The 24186-nt window shown below is 69.3% G+C and carries 20 protein-coding genes; 16 read left to right on the forward strand and 4 right to left on the reverse strand.

Features of this window, described 5'->3' with window-relative positions; translation table 11 throughout:
* Nucleotides 1-44: 44 nt before the first annotated feature.
* Nucleotides 45-920, forward strand: a complete 876-nt coding sequence (locus SH922_RS38475) for a DUF4157 domain-containing protein (protein ID WP_393063139.1) — start codon at nucleotides 45-47, stop codon at nucleotides 918-920.
* Nucleotides 921-982: 62 nt separating this feature from the next.
* Here SH922_RS38475 and SH922_RS38480 read toward each other — a convergent pair whose 3' ends face one another.
* Complete coding sequence (locus SH922_RS38480; RefSeq protein ID WP_393063140.1) at nucleotides 983-2329, reverse strand: hypothetical protein; 1347 nt, start codon at nucleotides 2327-2329, stop codon at nucleotides 983-985.
* A 220-nt stretch (nucleotides 2330-2549) separates the two neighbouring features.
* Here SH922_RS38480 and SH922_RS38485 point away from each other — a divergent pair, with 220 nt between their 5' ends.
* The 6 genes from SH922_RS38485 to SH922_RS38510 all read left to right on the forward strand — a co-directional run bounded on the left by SH922_RS38485 (nucleotide 2550) and on the right by SH922_RS38510 (nucleotide 10527).
* Nucleotides 2550-3176: a response regulator transcription factor gene (locus SH922_RS38485; protein WP_393063809.1), complete on the forward strand. Its 627-nt coding sequence runs from the start codon at nucleotides 2550-2552 to the stop codon at nucleotides 3174-3176.
* A 210-nt stretch (nucleotides 3177-3386) separates the two neighbouring features.
* Nucleotides 3387-5465 (forward strand): HYR domain-containing protein, encoded by a 2079-nt coding sequence (locus SH922_RS38490; protein WP_393063141.1) that lies wholly within the window; start codon nucleotides 3387-3389, stop codon nucleotides 5463-5465.
* A gap of 16 nt (nucleotides 5466-5481) precedes the next feature.
* Nucleotides 5482-6258 (forward strand): DUF4255 domain-containing protein, encoded by a 777-nt coding sequence (locus tag SH922_RS38495; RefSeq protein ID WP_393063142.1) that lies wholly within the window; start codon nucleotides 5482-5484, stop codon nucleotides 6256-6258.
* On the forward strand, nucleotides 6255-8318 hold the full coding sequence (locus SH922_RS38500) for an ATP-binding protein (protein ID WP_393063143.1): 2064 nt from the start codon (nucleotides 6255-6257) through the stop codon (nucleotides 8316-8318). Before SH922_RS38495 ends, SH922_RS38500 begins: the two co-directional genes overlap by 4 nt.
* 140 nt (nucleotides 8319-8458) lie before the next feature.
* Nucleotides 8459-9253: an alpha/beta fold hydrolase gene (locus tag SH922_RS38505; protein ID WP_393063144.1), complete on the forward strand. Its 795-nt coding sequence runs from the start codon at nucleotides 8459-8461 to the stop codon at nucleotides 9251-9253.
* Nucleotides 9250-10527 (forward strand): cytochrome P450, encoded by a 1278-nt coding sequence (locus SH922_RS38510; protein ID WP_393063145.1) that lies wholly within the window; start codon nucleotides 9250-9252, stop codon nucleotides 10525-10527. The genes SH922_RS38505 and SH922_RS38510 overlap by 4 nt, the downstream gene beginning before the upstream one ends.
* Nucleotides 10528-10633: 106 nt before the next feature.
* On the opposite strand, the gene SH922_RS38515 is transcribed toward SH922_RS38510, so the two are convergent.
* The 3 genes from SH922_RS38515 to SH922_RS38525 all read right to left on the reverse strand — a co-directional run bounded on the left by SH922_RS38515 (nucleotide 10634) and on the right by SH922_RS38525 (nucleotide 16028).
* Nucleotides 10634-11125: a M23 family metallopeptidase gene (locus tag SH922_RS38515; RefSeq protein ID WP_393063146.1), complete on the reverse strand. Its 492-nt coding sequence runs from the start codon at nucleotides 11123-11125 to the stop codon at nucleotides 10634-10636.
* Nucleotides 11126-11982: 857 nt separating this feature from the next.
* Nucleotides 11983-12573 carry a hypothetical protein gene (locus SH922_RS38520; RefSeq protein ID WP_393063147.1) on the reverse strand — a complete coding sequence of 197 codons (591 nt, stop codon included), beginning with the start codon at nucleotides 12571-12573 and terminating at the stop codon, nucleotides 11983-11985.
* 41 nt (nucleotides 12574-12614) lie between these two features.
* Complete coding sequence (locus SH922_RS38525; protein WP_393063148.1) at nucleotides 12615-16028, reverse strand: hypothetical protein; 3414 nt, start codon at nucleotides 16026-16028, stop codon at nucleotides 12615-12617.
* 276 nt (nucleotides 16029-16304) lie between these two features.
* Here SH922_RS38525 and SH922_RS38530 point away from each other — a divergent pair, with 276 nt between their 5' ends.
* The 9 genes from SH922_RS38530 to SH922_RS38570 all read left to right on the forward strand — a co-directional run bounded on the left by SH922_RS38530 (nucleotide 16305) and on the right by SH922_RS38570 (nucleotide 24182).
* A complete protein-coding gene (locus SH922_RS38530; protein WP_393063149.1) occupies nucleotides 16305-17840 on the forward strand; it encodes a phage tail sheath family protein in 1536 nt (511 codons plus the stop codon).
* Nucleotides 17841-17909: 69 nt separating this feature from the next.
* On the forward strand, nucleotides 17910-18353 hold the full coding sequence (locus SH922_RS38535) for a phage tail protein (protein ID WP_148016754.1): 444 nt from the start codon (nucleotides 17910-17912) through the stop codon (nucleotides 18351-18353).
* On the forward strand, nucleotides 18353-18796 hold the full coding sequence (locus SH922_RS38540; protein WP_393063150.1) for a hypothetical protein: 444 nt from the start codon (nucleotides 18353-18355) through the stop codon (nucleotides 18794-18796). Before SH922_RS38535 ends, SH922_RS38540 begins: the two co-directional genes overlap by 1 nt.
* Entirely contained in the window at nucleotides 18793-18936 is a 144-nt protein-coding gene (locus SH922_RS38545) for a DUF6760 family protein (RefSeq protein WP_187284983.1), read from the forward strand. The genes SH922_RS38540 and SH922_RS38545 overlap by 4 nt, the downstream gene beginning before the upstream one ends.
* Nucleotides 18937-18964: 28 nt before the next feature.
* The gene (locus tag SH922_RS38550; RefSeq protein WP_393063151.1) at nucleotides 18965-20671 is read left to right on the forward strand and encodes a hypothetical protein; all 1707 of its coding nucleotides are present in this window, start codon (nucleotides 18965-18967) and stop codon (nucleotides 20669-20671) included.
* A gap of 42 nt (nucleotides 20672-20713) precedes the next feature.
* Nucleotides 20714-21151 (forward strand): phage tail protein, encoded by a 438-nt coding sequence (locus SH922_RS38555; protein ID WP_148016756.1) that lies wholly within the window; start codon nucleotides 20714-20716, stop codon nucleotides 21149-21151.
* Nucleotides 21152-21156: 5 nt separating this feature from the next.
* On the forward strand, nucleotides 21157-21960 hold the full coding sequence (locus SH922_RS38560; RefSeq protein ID WP_330830966.1) for a peptidase M23: 804 nt from the start codon (nucleotides 21157-21159) through the stop codon (nucleotides 21958-21960).
* Nucleotides 21957-23867, forward strand: coding sequence for a VgrG-related protein (locus SH922_RS38565; RefSeq protein ID WP_393063152.1), 1911 nt, complete (start codon nucleotides 21957-21959; stop codon nucleotides 23865-23867). Before SH922_RS38560 ends, SH922_RS38565 begins: the two co-directional genes overlap by 4 nt.
* A 33-nt stretch (nucleotides 23868-23900) precedes the next feature.
* Nucleotides 23901-24182 (forward strand): PAAR domain-containing protein, encoded by a 282-nt coding sequence (locus SH922_RS38570; protein WP_393063153.1) that lies wholly within the window; start codon nucleotides 23901-23903, stop codon nucleotides 24180-24182.
* The last annotated feature ends 4 nt before the right edge of the window (nucleotides 24183-24186 follow it).

Raw genomic sequence — 24186 nt, forward strand, 5'->3', positions numbered from 1 at the left:
GTGCGCGGTGCGCGACCCACGACGGTGCGGTCAGGGAGACGACGATGAACGCACAGGACCACGGCCACGAGCACGAACACGACCCCGAACGGGATCACCACGCCCCGCCGCGGGAGAACGAGTACGACCACGAGCGGATGCAGGGGGAGCACCTGCACGGCGGGGCCTCCGTGGCGCAGCGGGCCCCCGAGGCCCACGACCGGGGAGCGGACACCCGTCACCTCTTCCGGGCAGCGGCCACCGGCCGGGCGGACGTGATCGGAACGGCCGGCATGGGCGTGCTCCAGCGGAGCATCGGCAACGCCGCCCTCGGCCCCATGATCCAGCGCTCCAGGGCCGGTACGCCGGAACAGTCCGAGGACGAGCCGCGCTCGCCGGTCCACGACGTCATCTCCTCCGGCGGAGGCACCCCCCTGGACACCGAGACCCGCACGGACCTCGAGGGCCGGATGGGAGCGGACTTCTCCGACGTGCGCATCCACAACGACTCCGCCGCGCACGAGTCGGCCAAGGGGGTCGGCGCGCACGCGTACACGGTGGGCAACAACGTGGTCTTCCAACGTGACGCGTACGACCCGTCGTCACCCCAGGGCCGCACGACGCTGGCTCACGAGCTGACCCATGTGATCCAGCAGCGCAGCGGACCGGTGGAGGGCACGGAGGCACCCGGAGGCATCCGGGTCAGCGACCCCTCGGACCGCTTCGAGCGGGAGGCGGTGACCAACGCGGACCGGGTGCTGTCGGACCCGGCGCCCGCCCCCGCCGCCTCGGTCCCGCCCTCGGCGGCCCCCGCCGCTCCCGCCGTCCAGCGGGCGGCCACGGAGGACGAGGACGAGCAGCCGGCCGACGTGCAGGGGTCGTTCGTCCAACGGGCGGAGGAGAAGAGCACCGAGGAGGAGGAAGAGGCCGCACCGGCCTGACGCTTCTTCCGTCGCGTGTGTGCCGGTCCGGCCGACGGCCCGGCACACACCCCTGGTCCTGGTCAGCCCGCGGAGTCGGGGCGCATGGTGCCGCCCAGGAACAGCGACTCCGAGCATCGTGAGGGTGTGCGGGCGCCCACCGGCTTGCCGACCTTCCGGCAGTCGATGGTCATGGTGACCTTCCCGCCCGCCGGTACGAGGATCGGCGTCACGAAGTGGTAGTCGGAGTCACGGAAGTTCTCCAGCCCGAGACTCAGCGCACTCGTGTTCTCACCGGCCGAGATGACGACGGTTCCGGCATCACCCTGCGGGTTCTGCACGACGATGTCGGTCAGCTGGAAGGTGTGGCCCTTCGGTACCTGGAGGGCGGTCGAGGAATTCGACCCGCCGCCCACCGAGTCCCTGACCCGGACCTGCGCACTCGTCGGAGTGGCTGCGCCGTCGCCCGCCCCCGCACTCGCCTCCGCCTCCGCGGTGGGGCTCGGGGTGGGCTTCGACGCGCCGACGCCCGCGTCGGCGCCGGCGGTGTCACCGGCCCCGGCGTCGGTGCCCGTCCCCGCCGCATCGCCCTGGCTCGGCGCCTTGCTCTTGTCCGCCGCTGCCGCGGAACGTACCGCCTCGGGCGTGACCGCTTCCCGCGCCGCGGACTTCACGGCCGGACGCAGCAGCGCGTACCAGATCCCGGCCAGGGCGATCAGCAGCACGGCCGCCGTGATGAGCGCCCGGGGCAGCCAGCGCGGCAGGAGGGGTTCCTGCTGGTAGGAGCCGTCTACGAGAACCGGTGCCACCGGCTCCTGGCCATCGGCCACCTGGGTGGCGGCGAAGACCTGGAAGGGATGCGTCACCGGCGTACCGCGCCACATGCGCTTCGCGGGCCGCACCCGCAGCCTTCCGAACTCCGCATGGCCGGGCGCCACCTGGAGCTCGGCCACGTCGAAGGCGACGCGCGCGAGCTCGGTCCCCGGCTGGGCGCCCAGCCGTACCGTGACCGGTGTGTTGCCCCGGTTGTCGACGGCGAGCTGGTGCCGTCCGCGGCGAGAGCCGTGCGAGCTGCGCGGGACCAGCTCGGCCGTCGTCTCGGTGAACGGCAGCACGGTCACCCGGCCTTCCGGCACCACGGTCTCGCCCTGTTCACCGGTGGGCACCACCCGTACCCCGAACGGTGTCTCACCCGCCGGCGCGGTCGCATCGCGAGGCGGGCGCAGCATGAGCGAAACGGTCCCGGAGTCACCCGGGTACAGCGACAGGACCGGCGGCTCCACAGCCGACCAGGCCGCGCACGCACCGACCACCTCGAAGCGGTACTCCTCGACCGTCGCACCGGAGTTGCGGACCTGTAGGGGGACAGCCGTCTCCTCGCCCGGTGCGGCGCTGACGGACGATGCGTCGAGACTTGCCGTGAGACTCATAGGGCGGACCGTAGAGTCGTCTCAGACGTCGGACACCGGCCTGGAAGGAACACTTTCGGGCAGATCCCATGCCCCTGACACCCTTTTAGTTTTCTTGTCAGTAAACAAGGGCATCTTCTGTCCGCCTCATGACCAATGGGGCGGACGAGAACGGCTGCAAGGCATGTGCTTGCTGTGGCCTTCCAGCTGTTGCCCAAGGGGGAGCATCGGCATGGAACGCATGGAACGAACCACCGTGGCGTTACGGGCTCAGGATCCGATCTCGCAGGCAGGTGTGGCCAGCCAGTTGAGGGCCCGCCCCGAAGTCAACGTCGTGGAATGGTCCGAGGACGAGACCTCGCCCCAGGTCGTCGTCATGGTCGTGGACACGGTCGACGAGGACGTGCTGAGGATGCTGCGCCACATCCAGCGCACCAGCGACTCGCGCACCGTCCTGGTCACCACGGACATCGATGAACAGAAGCTGGTGAGCGCGGCGGAGTGCGGGGTCGTCGGGGTGATCAGGCGGGCGGAGTCGACGTCCGAACACCTGGTGCACGTCATAGAGACGGTGGCGCGGGGCGAGGGCCACCTGCCCTCCGACCTGCTCGGAAGGCTGCTCGCAGAGGTGGGGCGGCTCCAGGGGCAGGTGCTCGGGCCGCGTGGACTGCACTTCACCGGTCTCGCGGCACGCGAGGTGGACGTGCTGCGGCTGGTGGCTGAGGGGTACGACACCGCGGACATCGCCACGAAACTGGCCTACTCCGAACGAACGATCAAGAACGTGCTGCATTCGGTGATGACCCGGCTCCAACTGCGCAATCGTTCCCACGCGGTGGCGTACGTCATGCGCCAGGGGCTGATCTGACGACCCATCCGGCCCTCGCGTGATCCACGGCCGCCCCTTCGCGGCCCGGACCGTGATGGGGGCCGGGTGTGCTCTTCTCCGGGGCTGCCCCAAAGGGCAGTTCCGGCTTCCCGGGGAAGTGGCTCGCCTCCCACTGCGGAAGCCGAGTGCCTGCGAGATCGTGTGGGCGCTGTTCTTCGGTGGGAGGTCCGGGTGCGGGGGAGAGATTCGGTGCGGTGGATTCAGCCGGCGAAACAGTCACGCGGACTCACGGGTGTGCGCCGTTCGGTGGCGCTCGTTCTGCTGTTGCTGGCCGCAGGCCTCGCCCCCGCTTCGGCAGGGACGGGCGTGGCCACGGCCGTCCCTGTTCCGCCCGAGCCGTGGGTCACTCCGGCGAGCCTGCACGAGGCGCTCGACCCGGGCGGGTCGACGGGGGTGGACAAGTCGGTGCGTACACCGGCCATTCCGCCGAAGCCGGAAGTCGTTCTGCTGGTGGACGGTACGAGGAGTATGGCCGAGCCCATCGACGACGTGCAGAAGTACCTCCCCGACATCACCGGAAAGATCCTGGCAGAGCAGCCCGACTCGCGCTTCGCCGTCGCCACGTTCGGCGACCAGGAGGGCGACCCCAACGCCGGATTCGAGGTGCTCCAGGAGCTGACGGATGACATCGACAAGGTCCAGACAGGCGTCAACGGGCTGAAGACGGTGTTGGGAGGGGAAAGTCGTGGCCCCTCCGAGGACTGGATCAACGGGCTGTGGGAGATAGCCAACGGGGCCGGGGGCAAGACCGTCTTCCGTGAGGGTTCCAACCCGGTCGTCGTACTGGTGAGTGATGCCTCCAGCCACGCACCCAGCAACCACCACACCATCGACGACACGATCTTCGACCTTCAGGACAAGGGTGTCCGGGTGATCGGCGTCGACGTGGACAGCAAGATCGGCGACGGCCTCAACGGCAACGGAGACGCCCACAATCCGGACAATCCGGAGTACGTCGAGCATCCGCCGACCATTGAGGGGCAGGCGACGCGCATCATCGAGGCGACCCAGGGGCGCCTGCTGGAGGGAATCCAGCCCGACGCGGTGGCCCAGGCCATCATGGACGGCTTCGACAATCTCCCCACCTCTGTCGGCCACCGGCTCGACAACTGCGACCCCCACCTCGCGGTCTCCCTCGACCCACCCACCCGTCAGCTGACCAGCGGCGAGACCGCACACTTCGCGGAGACCGTCGACGTCTCGGCCGACGCCCCGCAGGGCACCACCCTCACCTGCACGGTCCAGTTCCTGCTCGGCACCCAGGCGCCGGGGACGGACACCATCGGGCCCGCCGCGGCGGCCGACCCCGACTTCCAGCAGCAGATCAGCATCGACGTGAACGACGTCGACGCCCCCGTGGTCACCGTCGACGACCGCATCGCCAGGCCGCAGAGCGACGACGGGGCGCGGATCACCTACACGGCGACGGCGACCGACGCCCAGGACGGTGAGCTGCCCGTGACCTGCACGCCCGCGTCCGGTTCGCTCTTCCCCGTCGGAACGACCACGGTCACCTGCTCGGCCACGGACACGGCGGGCAACACCGGCACGGACACCGCACGCTTCGAGGTGCTGCAGCCACCACCACCGCCGGAGCCCCCGTCACCGCCGCCGCCCTCGTCGGATATCGCGGTCAAGGCCGACGTCAGCCCGGACCGTACGTACATCACCCGCCCGGCCCGCGCCCGCTTCACCGTCACCAACGCCGGCCCGGACACAGCCAGGGGAGTCGTCATAGGTGCGACCTGGCCGGCCCCGTCCGTCCGCAAGGACCGGAGCCTGCAGACCCTCACCCGCTGTACGGCAGCCAAGCCGTGCACGATCCCGGCGGGCGGCCGGATCGAGGTGACCCAGACGGCGACGTACCGCGCGGCCATCACCGGGGACGTACGGGCCACGGTGCGCGGCACGGTCCCGGACCGGCGCACGGCAAACAACAAGGACACGGACCGGCTGCGCGTACTGAAGCCATCCCTCACCGTCACCCCGCAGGTCGCCAAGCCGGGGCAGCCCGTACTGGCCCGCGGCAAGGACTATCCGCCCGGCGAGACCGTGAACCTCACCTGGAACCGCGGGATCACGGGCGACCGGTCGGGGGTCAGGGTGGGCCGCGACGGCACGTTCGAGGTGCAGATGCTGGTGCTGCGCAAGGACAGCCTCGGTCCGCGCATCCTGCGCGCCACCATCCCCGACCTTCCCCGCCTCCATAGACCGGTCCTCGTGGTCCAACGCAACCTCCAGCCACCGGACTTCAAGGGACGGACGTGAGAGAGGCGGTCTCCGGATGATCCACGAGGTGGACGACGTACTGCGCTCCCTGATCCGGGCGGAGGTGCTCGAAGGCGGCCAGATCGCGGTCGTCTTCGACGCGCCGACCCGGGAATGGGCGGCCAAGGTGAACGCCCCGATGGTCAACCTCTACCTCTACGACATCCGCGAGGACATGCGACGACGCGAGCGCGGACTCCACAACGAGTACGACGAGCGGGGCACCGTCGTCGCGCGACGCCGCCCGCCCCGCTACTTCAAGCTGTCGTACCTGATCACGGCATGGACGAAGCGCCCCGAGGACGAGCACCGGCTGCTGTCCTCCCTGCTCGGCTGCCTGCTGGCGTACGAGGCCCTGCCCCCGGAACGCCTGGCCGGCTCCCTCGCCGAGATAGGGGCCGCCGTCCCGATGTCGATCGCGCTCCCGCCGCCCGAGGACCGCTCGTTCGCGGACGTGTGGAGCGCGTTGGGCGGCGAGCTGAAGCCCTCGCTGGACCTGGTGGTCAGCGTCCCGGTCACTGCCTCGCCGACGTACGCGGCGGGCCCGCCGGTGGGGGAGGAGGGGCTTCAGGCGCACTTCGGGGACGTACCGCCGCCCCCGGAACCGCAGCGCGACCCGATGCCGGGACGCGGCGGCCTCCCGGTCTACGGAAGCCGCCCGGGACGACCGGCGCCGCAGGCGGCACCCGGCTCCACGGAGCCCCGTCGAGGCCTCGCCCTCCGGATCAAGGAGAACCGGATCGCAGAGCGTCGACGCACGCAGGACGGCCGTACGGAGGACAGCACCGCATGACACCGCCGGGCCACCCCTCCGACGACTCGAACCTGCGCCACCTGCTCGCCCGCGCGGTCGACGTCGAGCAGCGCATCCGCCATGCGGTCGAGGTCCGACAGCGCACGGATCCCGACCCGGAGGACGAGTTCCGGGGGCTGTATCTCACGGCCGAGAACGTGGCGCGGCTGCTGGACGAGGACGGGGTACGGGGCTTCCCGGAACCGATGGTGGGGGAAGCCGACCCGCAAGCGGGCGGAGACTCCCGTCTCACCACCCTGGAGGCCGACTTCGGGCTCACCGCGCTCGACGTCGAGATCCTGATGATCGCACTCGTACCGGATCTGGACGACCGCTTCGAGGCCTTCTACGGCTACCTCAACGACGACGTGACCCGCCGCCGCCCCTCGATCGGCCTGGCGCTCGGCCTGTGCGGGCTGTCACCGGCCGACGCGGTCGCACGCGGCCGGCTGGCGGCGCGCGCCCCGCTCCGTCACGCGGGGCTGCTCCTGGCCGAGGACCTCGACCGCCCGTTCCTGAGCCGCGCACTGCGCGTCCCGGACCGGGTCACCGCCCACCTCCTGGGCGACGACACGAGGGACCCACGCCTCGCCGACCTCCTGGCGCCGTGGCACGCGGTGGCGGGCGTGGGCGATCCGGTGCCGCTGGCCCGGGTCCTGGCCGGAGGACTCCCGCTCGTCTACTTGAGCGAGGACCAGGGCGGGGCGGGTACGGCCCTCGCCGCATCGGCGCTCACGCTCGCGGGCAGGGGAGTCCTCGGCCTGGACCTGGCCCGCCTGGCGGAGGACCCCGCGCCGGCCGACGCGGTACGTTCCCTGGTCCGCGAGGCACGCCTGACGAACGCGGGCCTGGTCTGCGCCCCGCTGGACGCGCTGTCCCGCGAACACCCCCACCTGCTCAGGCTCCTCACGGCCACGCCCGTCCCGACGGTCATGGTGGGCCGAGCACCGTGGGACGCGTCCTGGTCGACGATCCCGCCGCTGCTCCTGCACGCCCCGAGGGTGGAGCCGTCGGCACGCGGCGCGCTGTGGAGCGACGCGTACGAGCGCACGACGTCGGCGCCCCTCCCCGCCGCCATCGACCCGGACCACCTCCTCGCCCCGTTCCTCCTCACCCCGGAACAGGTCACCGGCGCGGCCCGCAGCGCCGCCCAGACGGCGCAGCTCGACGGCGGAACCCTCACCCCCGACCACGTACGCCAGGGAGCCCGCGCCCAGAACGCGGCCGGCCTGGACCGCCTGGCCCGCCGCATCGAACCCGCGGTGACCTGGCACGACCTGGTCCTCCCACCCGACGCCCACGCCCAGCTCCGCGAACTCACCGCCCGCGCCCGCCACCGCGACCGGGTCCTGGGGGAGTGGGGCATGCGGCCCGGAGGCGGCAGGGGCCGAGGTGTGTCAGCCCTCTTCGCAGGCGACTCCGGCACGGGCAAGACCATGTCGGCGGAGGTGATCGCGGCCGACCTCGGCCTGGACCTCTACACGGTCGACCTGGCCACGGTCATCGACAAGTACGTCGGCGAGACCGAGAAGAACCTGGAACGCATCTTCACCGAAGCGGCGGGGGTCAACGGCGTCCTGCTCTTCGACGAGGCCGACGCGATCTTCGGCAAACGCTCGGACGTCAAAGACGCGCACGACCGCTACGCGAACGTCGAGAGCGCGTACCTTCTCCAACGCATGGAGTCCTTCGACGGCCTGGCCATCCTCGCCACCAACCTCCGCGCCAACCTCGACGACGCCTTCACCCGCCGCCTGGACCTGGTCATCGACTTCCCGGTCCCGGACCCGGAGCAACGCCTGGTGCTGTGGGAGCGCTGCCTTGGACCGGTGCTCCCGCGCGGCACGGACCTCGACCTCGCGTTCTGCGCCAAGAACTTCGAGCTGGCGGGCGGCAACATCCGCTCGATCGCGGTGACGGCGGCGTACCTGGCGGCGGACACCGGGGGAGCGGTGACCATGGCGACGCTGATCCACGCGATCCAGCGGGAGTACCAGAAGCTGGGGCGGCTGACGCTGGCTTCGGAGTTCGGGCCGTATCTGGGGCTGGTTCAGGGATGAGGGGCGAGGACTGGACAGCTTCTCCTCGGCAGCCTGACAAATCTCCCGCGTGTTCCCTTGCGCGGGCCGATGGATAGCGCCACCGTGGGCGGACGGGCTGTTGACCGACAGATCACCGCCGTACTGTGACGGGAGCCGGCGTGACCGCTTTGTCTGTTCTGCCTCACACCTTGCACGGCGAGGGCCCGCACAAGGTGATCGCGGTACACGGCTGGCTCGCCGACCGATCCGCGTACGACCCGGTGCTGGCGGACCTCGACGTCGGTTCGTTCCAGTACGCGGTGGTGGACCTGCGGGGATACGGCGAGGCGAGGGACGTGGGCGGCGCGTACACCACGGCCGAGGGTGCCGCGGACGTGCTCGCGCTGGCAGACCGGCTCGGCTGGGACCGGTTCTCGCTGATCGGCCACTCGATGGGCGGCTCCGTCATCCAGCGGACGCTGGCCGCCGCGCCGCTGCGGGTACGCAGGATCGTCGGCGTGTCGCCGGTCCCCGCGTCCGGGCTGCCGCTGCCCCCCGAGCAGTGGGAGCTGTTCGCCGAGGCGGCGCAGAACCCGGGCAACCGCCGGGCCATCCTCGACATCACCACCGGAGGCCGACGCCCCGCTGCCTGGCTGGACCGCATGGTGCGTCGCTCGGTCGAATGCAGCGACGCGAAGGCGTTCCGGGCGTGGCTGGATTCCTGGGCTGGCGAGGACTTCCACGACCGGATCGACGGCTCGCCGGTGCCGGCCCTGGCGGTGGTGGGGGCACTGGACCCGGCCCTCTCCGCGGATCTGCAGCGTTCCACGTGGATGCGCTGGTTCCCGAGCGCCGAGCTCGTGGAACTGCCGTCCTGCGGCCATTACGCGATGGACGAGGCCCCGCTCGACGTGATCCGGGCAGTGGAGGACTTCCTGCGGGCGGACGTGGAGGGCGGCGAGGCGAGCGCGTGAGCGGGTCCACCTCCCCGGCAGCTGTCCCGGACGTCTTCGATCCGAGGCAGTACGCGCTGGGCGTCCCCCACGACCGCTACCGCCACCTCCGCGATCACCACCCCGTGGCGTGGCAGGAGGAGCCGGAGGTGCTGGGCTGGCCGGCGGGCCCAGGCTTCTGGGCGGTCACCCGGCACCAGGACGCCGTCCGCGTACTGAAGGACTCGTCCACGTACTCCTCATGCCTGGGCGCCACCCAGATCCGCGACCCGGACCCCGCAGACCTGCCGTTCATCCGCCGGATGATGCTCAACCAGGACCCACCGCACCACCGACGACTGCGAACGCTCGTCAGCCGCGCCTTCACCCCGAAACGCATGGACCGCTTCGACACGGTCGTACGGGAACGAGCCCGCTCCCTGCTCACCCACGCGGTCGCCGAGGCGAGGGCGGGCGACGGCACGTGCGACCTGGTCACCCAGGTCACCGACGACTACGCCCTCCTCAACCTCACCGACCTGCTGGGCGTACCGGACACCGATCGCGCGCTCCTCCTCCACTGGACCCAACGCGTCATCGGCTACCAGGACCCGGACGAGGCAGGGACGCCGACACTCGACCCGAACGGCAAGCCGGTCAACCCGCGCTCCCCGGCGTCCCTGCGCGACATGTTCGACTACGCGCACGCGTTGGCGGCATACAAGCGCAGACACCCCGCCGACGACGTGATGACGGCCCTGGCCACCGACCCCGAACTGACCGAACCCGAAATGGAGATGTTCTTCTTCCTGCTGGTGGTGGCGGGGAACGACACGGTACGCAGCGCAGCCCCCGGCGGCCTGCACCTCCTGGCCGTGCACCCCGAGGCGTACGCCCGCCTGCGCAACGGCGAGGTGGGGTTCAGCACGGCCGTGGACGAACTGCTTCGCCGCCACCCACCGGTCCTGTCCTTCCGCCGTACGGCCACCCAGGACACGGCCCTGGCGGACACGCACATCCGCGGGGGCGACAAGGTGGTGGTCTTCCATGCCTCGGCCAACCACGACGAGCGCGTCTTCCCCGACCCATTCGCCCTGGACCTGGCGCGCTCCCCGAACTCGCACATCTCGTTCGGTGACGGCCCGCATGTCTGCCTGGGCGCGCACTTCGCGCGCCTGCAACTGCGCGCGTTGTACGAGGAAGCGTGCCGCGTACTCCCGCCCGGCCCACTCCGGCCCGCGGCCCCGCCGACTCGTCTGGTGTCGAACTTCATCAACGGGCTGAAGTCGTTGCCTGTGAGGGTGGCAGATGCGTGACCCCGGCCGTCCTCACGGCCGTGGTGTGCCGGTGGACGCGAGGACCGCTGCTGGTCCGCGTGGACGCGTGCTTGCCTCACCACGTGCCGTACGAGCAGATGGCTGATCAGGCCCGGGTGTTGACGCTTACCGGCGCGGTTCCGGTGTAGGGCGTCCAGCCCTGGAGCGTGGCCGGAATGCCGACACGGGTGTTGCAGTCGATCACCTGGAAGTGCAGGTGCGGCCCGTTGGCGGCGCCGGTGCTGCCCGACCAGCCGATGATCCGGCCCTGTGGAACCCAGTCACCGGTGTTGTAGATCGCCTTGTTGAGGTGCACGTAGTGGGTGCACTGGCCGTTGGGGTGCCGGATGATGACCTCGATGCCGTTCTGCCAGTAGACGGACCAGTCCGACACGAGAACGGTCCCGCCCTGCGCGGCGGACACCTCGTAGTTCGCCGGCAGCCCCAGGTCCCAGGCGTACTCGTTGTACGGGCCGGTGTGCGAGTACGTCCCCTCCGGCCCCTGGGTGACCGTGTAGGCCTCACCCGCCGGGTAGGGGAGTTCGTAGTAGTAGTCGACAGCCGCGGCGGGACCGGCCCCGAGGAGGCTTGCCCCCACAGCGATCAGCGTGGCGCTCGCGGTGGCCGCCAGGCGGTGCAGGACTCTTCTCGCATTGAGCACTATGTGTTCTCCCGTTCAGGTGCTGGATGGGGATCAGCCGAGAGTGTCATCAACTAGCCTGTGTGCAAAGCGAGTTGGAGGATACGCATGGATTCTTCACTTCACTTGCCATGCACGGTGCGAGTCCTGTGGTTCCGCCGCGGCGAATTCGCAGGAGAGCTCCTGTCGGCAGCAGAGGAGCGGCAATTGCGCGGGGAGGCGCCGAATTTCGGTCTCGGACCGGGATCCGGGTGCCGTCCACCATCCACGGCCGTTTCACGGCGTTGGCGGGGCGGGTGGCTGGCTCGATCGCCAGGAGCGGCCAACCACGCCGGATCATATGCGTGCTTTTCCCGATTTATGGAGAAGGGCCCGCACCGCCGCTAATCTCCTTACCTGGGGAGTGAGCAGCGAGGGGATCCGCGACGACGACCATCGACGTCGAGACGACCGAACCGTCGGACTTACCCGCGCCGCCGGGACCGCTGAATCAGGCGATCACGGCGGATCAGGCAGTCGGCCCTACCGCGCTGGCCGACTTCGTCCGGCAAGCCATGGCCGAACTCCCGGCGATCGCCGGGCGCAGACCGCGCGACCGCACACCGCTACTTCGACGACTTCGCCCTCCGCCGACTCCCCGCCGCGCTCGCCACGGCCCGTCAGGACACCGTCACGGCGGCCATGGCACCGCTGGCCGAGATGTTCGCCGACGCCGGCGGCATGGCCCAGCTGAGCCGTGAGCAGGCCTGCGATGGGCGGGATGACGTTGAGGAGAGCGAGACGCTGGGTGATGTCGTTGACGTTGGCCGCCCTGTTCACGTTAGTGGTGTTCCGTCAAGGTGGCTTATCCAGGACGTGTATTGCCTAATATATTCGGCCAGAACTGAGGGGAGGGTCGGGAATGCGTCGTGCTGAAAATAGCAATAGTTGGGAGTCTCGAAAACGGGTCCCGGTTTCCATGATCCGCCGAATTTGGCAACGACCAACTTTCGTCCGTAAAGTCCTCCTCCGTATTCCCTCTCCGATTCGGTGCGCCATTTGAAATAGCGTCGGCTATCGATCACGGCGGCCAGCTGATAAACTTCAGCAATATTTGGAACCGTCGAATTCCATGCGTCGATCAGTACCGTCCGGGAGAGTAGTGCACGTGCTGCTGGTCCGGGTTCCTGTGTGATCAAGCTCAGGAGCCCTTCATCGCCGATGAGTATCGATTTCTGAAACGGCTCCCAATCATTTGAGTATTCGGCTACAGTGACAGTTGATTGAGTGTGCTCCTGAATTTCCTCGGCGAATCTGTCGATTTCTTCATCTGACCTTCTTGTTATCGTATGATCGTCGTCCTCGTGAACCACCTCGTTCCAATCAGGAGTCAGGACGACGGAGATGCTCCTGATGATTGCTGGCAACTTCCGACTCCGTCCAATGGTAAGGTGGCTCAATTTCCGATTCAGGAAAACGGGACTATCTCTAGGTGGATGTTGTAGTTCCATAATACGGTGTCATCCCGTGCTATACCGTATTGGGTGAGAAGGTTGCGATGCTCCGTCACGGCAGCCATGTCGCGTCCCCTTCCGGATCCCTCGTAGTGTTCGAGAAGCTCTGTGAATTCTGTGTGAACCCCGCCTTCCACGCGGGCGGATGCGATACGTCCCCCCGATTGGATAATGGATGCGGTTGCGTACGTGACGGAATGGGTGTCTAGAATTGCCTGATTCAATGGGATCCCTTGGCGTATCGCGTTCTCGAGCTGGCAGATGGCTCTGACGTTCTGGATGGTGCTCATCTTTACTTGTTTTGCCTCGGCATACCCGATCTCAAACTTTCGCATCTGTCGTAACGTGACATAAGTGACAAGTGGAGTTCCTCGCCCCTCCACCATTTGAGTACCCTCGGTGATCCAGCGCATCTCTCTGGGGATTTTGTCGAGAAATGCTTCCTCCATGACTACCGTCTTTGTGACGGGGTCGTAGGCGCGCGATACGTGTCCCTGTTGATTTTTTGGAGACTTTATGTTCGTGGTGAGCTTCAAGAGGCCATCACGTTTCAGTGGAGTCTGGGGCTCCTTGAAGAACCAGTTCTCGACTCTCCGCATGCTTGGATCGATGCTCTCATACAGACCCGGAATCGGTTTCTCGACGCGTTCGCCTGACGGATTCACCTTTCCGCGTACGTGTACGATTTCTTCCTGGCCCCGCTGCCCGTCGTGTACCAGGACGAGCTCTTTCATCCCGTACTGGCGGCGAATCTGGGGCAGTCGATTCAGGATCTCCTTCCGGTCCAGACGTTGCTGGAGTAATTCATCGGCGGCGTCAAGGCCTGCATCCAAGTCGCGTTGCTTCTGGGTGTCGCTTCTCTCTTTGCCCTTCGAGCCCGTTCCCTTGACCTTTGCCCAAAGCTTCTTGCCGGCCTTGGCGATGAAGTCGACGATCTTGTCGATGGCTCTATTGACGGGCCGCGCCACCGCATGGAACACGCTCTTGACCTTGTTGGCCAGACCGCCGATCCCCAGCAGCGATGCCAGGAACCCGATGAGCAGCGGGACGCTCGCCGCCAGCGCCGCCTCGACCATCTTCGGGACGCCCGCCGAGCCGCCGTTGGCTATCGCCACCACCGCGTCCAGTACCGAGTTGACGAACTCGACGATCTGGGCGCCCTGGTTCACGATGAACGTGACGATGTCGATGATTCCCTTGACCGCGCGGACGAACGCGGAGGCCGGGTTGAGGAGGGAGACGATCCAGGTGATGCCCGCGATGATGACCGTGGGGATCAGGTAGCTCGTCAGCTTTTCCAGGATCGTGGCCTTGAGGTCGCCGACCTCCGCCTGGATTTCCTTGACCGCGCCCGCCGGGCCCTCGCTCGCGATGCTCTTCGCGACCGGTACCGATGTCTCGACCGCCGCCATCGCCTCGTCGGGGACGCCTTTGCGGGTGACGCGGGCCTTGATGTTGTCCCAGGTCAGGCCCAGCAGTGAGCCGATGAGCTGGATGATGCCCTTCATGTCGAACTTCTGGGGGAGTTCCAGGCCCGCCTTGACCGCGGTGCCGAGCAGCCACGAGACGACGCCCGTCTTCAGGTGCTCCGCGATGTTCGTAATGAAGAGGTTGAGGCCCGCGCCCACCGCCTTGACCAGGTTGCCCAGGAAGCCGATGGGGTCCTTGATGATCTTCATGATGGCGCCGGCGGCCTTGGCGAGGATGCCGAGGAGCAGGTTCTTCAGTTCGTTGATCGTCTTGATGACGCCGACGATCGCGTCCTTCGCCTTGTCGATCAGGCCCTTGTTGGCCTCCTGGAGCTTCTTGATCTCCTCGTCGATCTTGTTCAGGGCCGCCGTGTACTTCGACGCGAGGTCCTGGACCAGCTGTTCCGACTTCTCGTTGACCGTCGCTTCCAGGTCGTCGAACTTGCCCGCGAAGTCCTTGGCTGCCTCCTCGCCGAACTCCCGTAAATCTGCGGGGAGTTTGTCGACCTCGGCCTTGAGTTCGGTGCGGCCCCTGGCGATGCGGGCCTTCGCCTTGCCCAGTTCCGTGCCGATGATGTCGGCGACCGAGGAGATCACCGTCTGCATCTGGGCCACGTAGAGCTTGCGCGCCTCCTGGTAGAGGTTGTTCGCCTCCTTCGGGAGGCCGGCGAACTTGTCCTTCACCCAGCGGGCCTTGCCGGTGAAGCCCGAGTACCGCTTGTCCTTGTACTTCTTCATCCGGCGCTTGTGATCCGCCGTGAACGCGTCCCGGGCCGACTTCTCGCCTGCCGTGAACGCCGTGTCGACCTTCTTGTCCAGGTCGGAGAGCGTGGTCTCGACGTCCTTCTTCGTGCCGTCGTAGACCTTCTGGAGTTTTGCCGTTACCTCGGCGCGCTTCTTCTCATCTTTTGACTTCGTTTCGCCCTTGCCGCCGTCCACCTGCTGGCCGGCCTTGCCGCGAGTCGCGGTGAGAGCCGTCATGGCGGCGGCGCCGGAGGCCGCTGCGCCTGCCTTGGCGGTGGTGAGCTGCTGGTTCTCGGCGGACTTGCCTTTCGCGGGGGCCTTCTCGGAGTCCGTTTCTGCCGTCTTCTTTGCCGACAGGGCCTCGTTGAACTCCGGTTCGTTGCCCTTGGCCAACTGGTCCTCGGTGACCTCGGCGTCCGCCATCTCCTTGTCGTTCTGCGCCGGGCCTTCGGAGAAGTCCGTGACGGCTGCCGGTTGTTTCGCCGGGATCGCGTCCGCTGCGGGTGGGGCGCCCGGGTTGCCGGGTGGCTGGTCCGGGGTGAGGGGGGTGACCGGTTTGTCCTTGGCGGCCGAGGTGTCCGGTGGGGCCTTCGTCGCCGTGTCGATGTCCTTGGCGGAGGACTCCTTGCCGTCCGTGACCTTGCCGTCGACCTCCTCCTTGACCTTGTCCGCCTTGCCGGACTTGGAGAACTTGTCGGCCTCGTCGAGGTTCTTCGGAGCCTGCGCGTCGATCGCCTTGTTCACCGCGTCGACGAACGCCTCCTTGTCGAACTCGCCGGGCTTCGCCGCGTTCATCTTTTCGGCGTTGGCCGCCTTGCCTTGGGCTTCCTTGTCGTCAGGGGGTGCGACCGCCGCGTCCTGGGACGCCTTGGACTCCGCAGCCGCAGGTGGGTGGACGGCGATCCGGGTCTTCTTCGCCGCCACGGCCGCCTTCATGCTGCGGAAGCCGGGGGCCTGGGCCGGAGCCGGTTTGACCGGGGCCGTGTAGCGCTGGGCGACGAGGCGGGAGACGGCCGCGTTGCCGGCTGCCCGTTGCAGGCGCTGGATGGCCCGGCGGTCCGGGGCCGGGGCGGAGGGCGCGGGGGCCTGGTCCGTGCGGGGGGCGGCGTCGGGGTGGGCCGGTGTGGTGGAGGTCTTCTCCGGAACCGCCTTCATCCGGCCCTCCCGCCAGCCACAGATCCGCCCGGACGTGGTGTGTCAGGTTGCCGCGCGCGTACCGGACGGGTGGAGCGTGTGCGGGCCGCGGCCGGGGCACGTCCCCGTGGTGCGTGAGGCGCTCCCGGATTGCCTCTTCGGGCAGCCGCTCGTGCACGGCGGGGCGGCCGAGTATCCGTTCCCGGTGATCGCGGGAGTGGCGAGAATTGCCCGCGTTCCCCGGTCCTGGAACGGGGGCGAGGAGCACGTCGAGGAGCGCGTCAAGGAGAGGCTCATATGCCGTCGTACCTGTCCCCGGGCGTCTACGTCGAAGAGGTCGAGTCCGGGTCCCGGCCGATCGAAGGGGTGGGCACCTCGGTTGCCGCCTTCGTCGGCTTCGCCCAGCGGGGCCCGTTCGACGAGCCCACGCTCATCACGAACTGGAGCCAGTTCGTCAGCACCTTCGGCGACTTCGTCGACGGCACGTACCTCGCGTCCTCCGTCTACGGCTTCTTCGCCAACGGGGGCGGCATCTGTTACGTCGTGCGCATCGCCGAGGGAGCCGAGGGATCCGACACCGGCGCCGGGGAGTTGGCCGCCGGGTCCGAGGTCCAGGTCGGGCCGTACGCCGTCAAGCCCCGGCCGGGCGTGGCCGGTGAGATCAGCGTGGAGATCGCGGAGGCCGAGGGTGACGACCCGCCATCCGACGTCTTCCAGCTGATCGTGAAGCGGGACGGGCAGGTCGCGGAGACGTACCCGTCCGTGACCACCAAGCGCAGCAAGGAGAACGTCGCCACCCGCGTCAACGCGAAGTCCGAGCTCATCGAGATCCGGGAGACGGGGCGCGGCGCCGCCCCCGCAAAGCCCGATGTTCAGTCGGTCGCGCTCGCTCCCGCCGCCCCCGTGGCGGGCGGCGCCGGTTCGCTCGCTCCCGAGGTGTACGTCGGTGACGCCGACCGCCGCACGGGGCTCGGCGGGCTCGAAGCCGTGGACGAGGTCACGATGGTTGCCGTGCCCGACCTCATGGGTGCGTACGAACGAGGCCTGCTCGACCTGGAGTCCGTCATCGCCGTGCAGCAAGCCCTCATCAGTCACTGCGAGTTGATGGGCGACCGCGTCGCCATTCTCGACCCGCCGCCGGGACTTTCGCCGCAACAGATCCGGGGCTGGCGCACGGAGCGGGCCAACTTCGACTCCAAGTACGCCACGCTCTACTACCCCTGGATCAGCGTCGCCGACCCCGCCTCCGGCCGCGCCACCCTCGTACCGCCGAGCGGGCACATCGCGGGTATCTGGGCGCGCAACGACGACACGCGCGGGGTGCACAAGGCGCCGGCCAACGAGGTGGTGCGCGGCGCCGTGGCGCTGCAGACGCAGCTGACCAAGGGCGAGCACGATCTGCTGAACCCCATCGGGCTGAACTGCATCCGTGCCTTCCCCGGGCGGGGCATCCGGGTCTGGGGCGCACGGACACTGGCCTCCGACCAGGCCTGGCGCTACCTCAACGTCCGGCGGCTCTTCAACTACCTGGAGGAGTCGATCCTCGCCGGCACGCAGTGGGTCGTCTTCGAGCCGAACGACGACGCGCTGTGGGCGCGTATCCGGCGGACCGTCTCGGCGTTCCTGGTGAACGAGTGGCGCAAGGGCTCGCTGTTCGGGCTCACACCGGACGAGGCGTTCTACGTGAAGTGCGACCGCGAGACCAACCCGCCCGAGAGTGTCGACGCGGGTCAGGTCATCTGCGAGATCGGTGTCGCGCCCGTCAAGCCGGCGGAGTTCGTGGTGTTCCGGCTCTCCCAGCTGACCGGCGGCACCGGGGGTGTCGACGAATGACCGGGCCTTCGGCAGTACCCCGATCAGCAGTGACCGGCCCGTCCTCGAACCTGGCGTAAGGAGCCTGTTGTGCCGCTTCCCGATCTTGACAGTTCCGTCGGGCATTCCTTCGGCCTGGAGTTCGACAGCGTCATCATCAAGCAGATCACCGAGGTCAGTGGTCTGAAGATGGAGCAGGACGTCATCGAGCTGAAGCAGAACACCGCCGACGGCAAGTACGCCATCAAGAAGCTGCCCGGTCGGCCCAAGGCCGGCGAGGTCACTGTCACTCGAGGCCTCACGGAGGACAACAGTTTCGAACGCTGGATCAAGGACTCCCGGTTCGGCCGCATGATGAGCGCCCGGCGCAACGGAGCGGTCATCGTCTACGACTACGAGGGCCTGCCCATCAAGCGGTACAAGCTGATCAACGCCTGGCCGAAGTCCCTGGAGATCGGCACCCTCAAGGCCGGTGACACCTCGGTCCTCACGGAGAAACTGTCGATCACGTACGAGAGCATGGAGCTCGACTGATGCGGCGCACGGTCCAGTTCCAGGCTCCGCAGGGGGAGTCGGCGGAGCGGGAGAGTGCCGGGCGGCCCGAGCCGCTGCGTACGGAGTTCGCCTTCGACCTGCCCCGCGGGTACGTCGACGAGTCGGGCACCGTGCACCGCTCCGGCGTGATGCGGCTCGCGACCGCCCGCGACGAACTCGTGCCGCTGCGCGACGACCGGGTGCGGGAGAACTCCGCGTACCTCTCGGTCGTCCTGATCTCCCGCGTCGTGACCCGGATCGGAACGGTCGAGGACATCCACCCGGGTGTCATCGAGGACCTGTTCGCGTCCGATCTGGCCTTCCTCCAGGACTTCTACCGACGGATCAACGCAGAGGGGCACACCCGTGCCGCCGTCTCGTGTCCGTCCTGCAAGGAGGAGTTCGCGGTGGATCTCGCCGGCGGTCGCCTGGGGGAATCGTGACGTACGCGGCCGACCTGCTCTACGAGGAAGTCGCGTACCTCGCCTACCACTTCCACTGGCCGCTGGACGACCTGCTGGACCTGGAACATCCGGAACGACTGAAGTTCGTCGCACAGATCGCTCGCCTCAACGGGCAGTAGCGAGGAGCGCAGGGAGGGCGGGAGAGGCATGGGGCTGATGTCCTGGCTGCGCGGCGGTCGTTCCACCGGTGGTGACCCGTCCCCGGGTGATGCGTACGCTTCGCGGCCGGACCGGGAGGACCGTGTCGATGTGGGCGCCCTGGCGCCTGTGCAGCGGTCCGTGACCGGGCAGGACCTGGTGATCGATCCCGGTGGCTTCCAGGCGGCGCTGACCACGCGGCAGGAGACGGCACTCGGTACGCCCCTGGGGCATCTGGTCAGCCCGGACGCACCGGCCGGGCTGGTGCACGGTGTCGCCCTCGCGGCTCCGGGGAGCCCCGCTCCCGCGGTTCAGCGGGCCGTCGAGATGCCGCTGCGCCTGCGGAGCAAGCCCGCTCCGGTGGCCGTTCAGCGCGCTTACGGGGAGAGTGCGCCGGCTCTGACGTCCGCCGCGGGTGCCTCGGACGAAGCCGGTCTGCCTGTACGGCAGTTGGTCGGCGAGCAGTCGCTCGTACAGCGAACGGAGACGGCCGGGCAGGCCGAGGCGGGGCTGGAGGCGAGTACGGATTCGGGTGCGGAGGCTTCGCCGGGTCGGGGTACGGGTCCGGCGGCGGTTCAGCGCACCGCCGCCTCCCCCTCGGTGCAGCCACTTCGACGCACGCCCGGACTCGGGGCGCCGCTGCCCGGTCTGCCGCCGACTGCTCAGCGACAGGCCGACCGGGCGCCGGACACTCAGCCATCCGTGCCCCGGCCTCCGGTGGTTCAGAGAGAGTCCGCCTCAGCTGCGTCGGCAGACAATCCCTTCGCTTCGGGGGATGACGGAACGCCTGTGGCTCCGGAGGTGCAGGCGTCGTCCGACGGGACCGGAGCGGCCGAGCCTGTCGCCCCGCTGCTTGGTGATGCCCCCTTGGCCGGTGCGGTGCCCGGGGGAGAAGCGGGCGGGGAGAGCGTGGCCGCAGCGCCCCAGGCCTCCACTGTTCCCGTCCAGCGCTCCGCGGCTGCCCCGGACGGGCCGACGCCCGTGCCTCCGTCCGCCATCGGCCCGACCGCACCCCTTCTCGGGGAGCGGCCGCTGTCCCTCCGGGCCGTCACCGATCCGGGCGATCCCGGCCCTACGGCCGGGGCGGCGGTCGTTCAGCGCTCCTCCGAGGGCGGCGGGGGGCAGCGGACTGCAACGCCCTCCGGCCCGCCCTCCGCCGTTCCCGTGCGGTGGACCGTCCCGGGTCCGGGAGCACCTTCCGGTCCGCCGGCGGCACTTCTGCAGCGTGAAGTGCCGCCCGTACAGCGGCAGACGGGCGGGGCGCCGCCCGTACCCGCATCGGTGGCTGCCCGTACCGGCAGCCGGTTCGCCGCCTCCCCGACCGCCGGCTCAGTCGCGGTCGCGGCCGGGGTGGCCCAGCGCATGGCCGACGGGAGCGTCGTCTTCGGGGCCGCGCCCCTGCACGGCACGTCACGGCCGGTCATCCAGCGGGACGCGGAGATCGCCGAGGAACCACCACCGCTGCCGGAACCCGAGCCTCCTCCCGTAACGGAACCGGAAACGGAACCGGAGTCGCCATCCGAAGCCGAGGCGGGTGCGGAGGCGGCGCCCGGAGCCGGCACGGCGACCCCCGCCGGGTCACCGGCGGGACAGGGAGCACCTCCCGTGACGGACGAGCTGGTCCGGGCGCTCTACGGGCCGCTCAGCCGGCTCCTCAAGGCCGACCTCCGGCTCGAACGCGAACGCGCCGGATTCCACATCAACACCCGCCACTGAGCCCCACCCCGCAACTGAGTCACCGATCGAGAGGCATGTGCCATGGCCACCTCCCCGGACGACGACCCCGCCGTCAGCGTCTGCTTCGTCGTGACGATCGACGACATCGAGCTCGGGTCGTTCAACACCTGTGACGGGCTGGGCTGCGAAGTGGTCCTGGAGACCCGGGAGGAGGGCGGCAACAACGGGCATTTGTGGCAGCTGCCCACCCGGCTGAAGTACTCCAACGTCAAGCTGTCCCGCCCGCTCACCCGGGAGACGGAGAAGGTGGCGCGCTGGTTCGCCACCATGACGACCGGCTTCAGCCGCAAGACGGCGCATATCGAGGCGCGGACCGGCGACGGACGGAAAGTGGCCCAGTGGGGGCTGCTGGAGGTCGTGCCGGTGCGCTGGACGGGGCCCTCGTTCACTCCCGAATCGCCCAAGGTCGCGATGGAGACGATCGAGATCGCCCACCACGGCTACGTGATGGAGGGCTGAGCGGCGTGAGCGGCGCGGGACCCATCGCCTTCAGTGCCGCCGGTACGTCCGGGGTGGCGTCAGCGGCGAAGGGCGGCTCGGCCAGGCCCAAGCTGGAGCACGCCTACCTGGAACTGCGGACGCCGCCCACCGGGGGTGGGCTCACGCCCGGCGGCCCGTGCGGACGGATCGACTTCCAGTTCAATCCCAAGGAGCTGAGCCTGACCAAGGCCGCCTCCTGGAAGCGGACGCCGGCCAAGGGGGCGAAGAGCTCGGGGCCTCCGGAGTACCAGGGGTCGCAGCCCAGCAAGCTCACCGTCGAGATGTTCTTCGACGCCAGTGACACCCAGGACACCCGGGTGGTGACCTCGGTGGAGCAGCTGTTCGCCTGCTGTGTGCCGACGAGCGAGACCCGGCAGCAGCAGCGGTCGTCACCGCCGTGGGTGGTGTTCCACTGGGGCGGCCTCACCGGGTTCCCCGGCTATGTGAGTCAAGTCGCGGCGAAATACACCCTGTTCACGACCTCAGGCGTGCCGATCCGGGCTGTCTGCCAGGTCACGATGGAGGAGATCAGCGGGGAGACGCCCGGCCAGAACCCGACGTCGGGCGCGCTGGCGGCCCGGCGCGTGCACCGGGTGGCCTCCGGGGACTCGCTGCCCTCGCTCGCCCATCGGGAGTACGGGGACGCCGGTGCCTGGCGGGTGATCGCCGAGGCGAACCGTATCGACGACCCGCTGCGGCTCGCGCCGGGGACACAGCTGCTGCTGCCCGCCCTCGACGAGCTGAGCAGACTCGGCGGCAACGACACGGACCGGGGGCAGGGCCGATGACCCGACAGGGCGTCTCCACCACGCTGGTGGTGGAGTTCAACGGGACACCACTCCCCGCGAAGTTCGTGAACACGCTCGTCGAGGGGTACGTCGACGACAGCCGTACACTCCCCGACCTGTTCCTGCTCCGGTTCCGGGACCCCGACCGTGTCCTGCTGGAACAGACCGGTCTGAAGATCGGCAGCGAGGCCCGGCTGCTGGCCCGTGCGGGCGGCGACACGACTCCCAAGCCGCTGCTCGAAGGAGTGGTCACGGCACTTGAGGTCGAACTCGACGAGACCGGCACGTTCACCGTCGTCCGAGGCCTCGACGAGTCCCACCGGCTGCTGCGGGGCCGGCGGGTCGCCAGCTACCAGAACATGACGCTCGCCGACATCTGCGGTCAGGTCGCCCAGCGCGCCGGACTGAAGCCGGGAACGGTGGACGTCGCGGGCCCGGTGATCGAGCACATCGCCCAGCCCAACGTCACCGACTGGGAGTTCGTGCGCGGGCTCGCCGAGGAGGCCGGTGCGCAGGCGTACGTACGCGACGGGCAGCTGCACATCACCCGCCCCGCCGAGGCGAGCGGGGCGCCGGACGGATCCGCGCGCGCCGAACGCAACCCCCTCGTCCTCGAACTCGGCGACAACCTGCTGCGCTGCCGCGCCGGGGTCTCGGCCGCCGAGCAGGTGTCCGAGGTGGAAGTACGCGGCTGGGACGTCGGGGCGAAGCAGCCGGTGGTGGGCAGGGCCCCGGCCGGCACGTCGTCGACGCTGGAACTCGGGGTGACGGCGGCCGAGGTCTCCGCCCCCTTCGGCGAGGCACGGTTCGTGGTGACGGACGCGGCGTACGGGGCGCAGGCGCAGGTGGACCGGGCGGCGAAGGCGCTGGCGGAGCGGATCGCCGGGTCGTTCGCGGAACTGGAAGCGGTGATCCGGGGAAACCCCGAGGTGACGGCGGGCAGCGCGGTGGCACTGAACGCGGTGGGCGCACCGTTCGAGGGCCGGTACACCGTCACGTCCTCGCGGCACGTCTTCGACGCCGTGCGCGGCTACGAGACCTGGATCACCGTGTCCGGGCAGCAGGAACGCTCGCTGTTCGGGCTCACCGGAGGTGGCGGGCAGGGGTCGGCGGGCGCGGCCGGGGGAGGGGGCCGATGTGCCGGACTGGTCAACGGGACGGTGACGGACACCCAGGATCCGGAGGGGTCGGGCCGGGTGAAGGTGCGCTTCCCCTGGCTGTCGGACGAGTACGCGAGTGACTGGGCACGCACGGCACAGTCCGGCGGGACGGGCGGCGGCGAGGCCTTCATCCCGGAGGTCGGGGACGAGGTGCTGGTCGGCTTCGAGCACGGGCACCTGGACCGGCCCTACGTGCTGGCCGGGCTGTACAACGGGAAGGACCGGCCCGGCGGTGGCGGTGGCGGTGGCGCCCCGGCCTCCGGGGGAGCTCCCGGTGACGGCGGCGAGCTCGTCGATCCCACCACCGGCGCGGTGAACCGTCGTGCCTTCGCGTCCAAGAGCGGAAACCAGCTCGAACTGCTGGACGCGGCCAACGGCCCGCAGGGAGTCAGGCTCAGCACCGGCGACGGGAAACTCACCATCGACCTGGACCGTCGGGGCACGGCCGTCGTCATCAACAGCGACGGCAGCGTGACGATCGAGGCCAGGGAACAGGTCTCCGTCAAGGCGGCCAAGGGGGTTGCTCTGGACGCCGGACGCGGCGCGCTGGAACTCACCGGCGACAGCGTCACGGTGACGTCCCGCAGCGGAGTCGCACTCGACGGCGGGAACGGAAAGGTCGCGCTCTCCACCGGCGGCGCGGTGGAGGTCCAGGGCGGCCAGGTCACGGTCAACGGCACACAGCGCACGGACGTGAAGAGCGGTGGGTCGGTGGCCGTCAACGCACCGATGATCACGCTCAACTGACGTAGCGGGACCACGGGAACAGGAGTACACCGCATGCCGCCAGCAGCAGCCGCACGGGTCACCGACCCCACCGGACACCCCGGCGCGGTCGGTCCGCCGGGAGTGCCGTCGGTCCTGATCGGCGGGAAGCCCGCCGCCACGGTGGGCACCTCGCACCAGTGCGCGTCGCCCGCGGTCCACCCGCCGTCCACGATCGCACCGCCCGGCAGCTCCACCGTGCTGATCGGCGGCAAGCCCGCAGCCCGCGTGGGCGACCGGAGCGGCTGCGGTGCGCCGGTCGTGTCGGGGTGTCCCACCGTACTGATCGGAGGCTGAGCAG

This window comes from Streptomyces sp. LN549, from assembly GCF_043203805.1.
Taxonomy (GTDB): domain Bacteria; phylum Actinomycetota; class Actinomycetes; order Streptomycetales; family Streptomycetaceae; genus Streptomyces.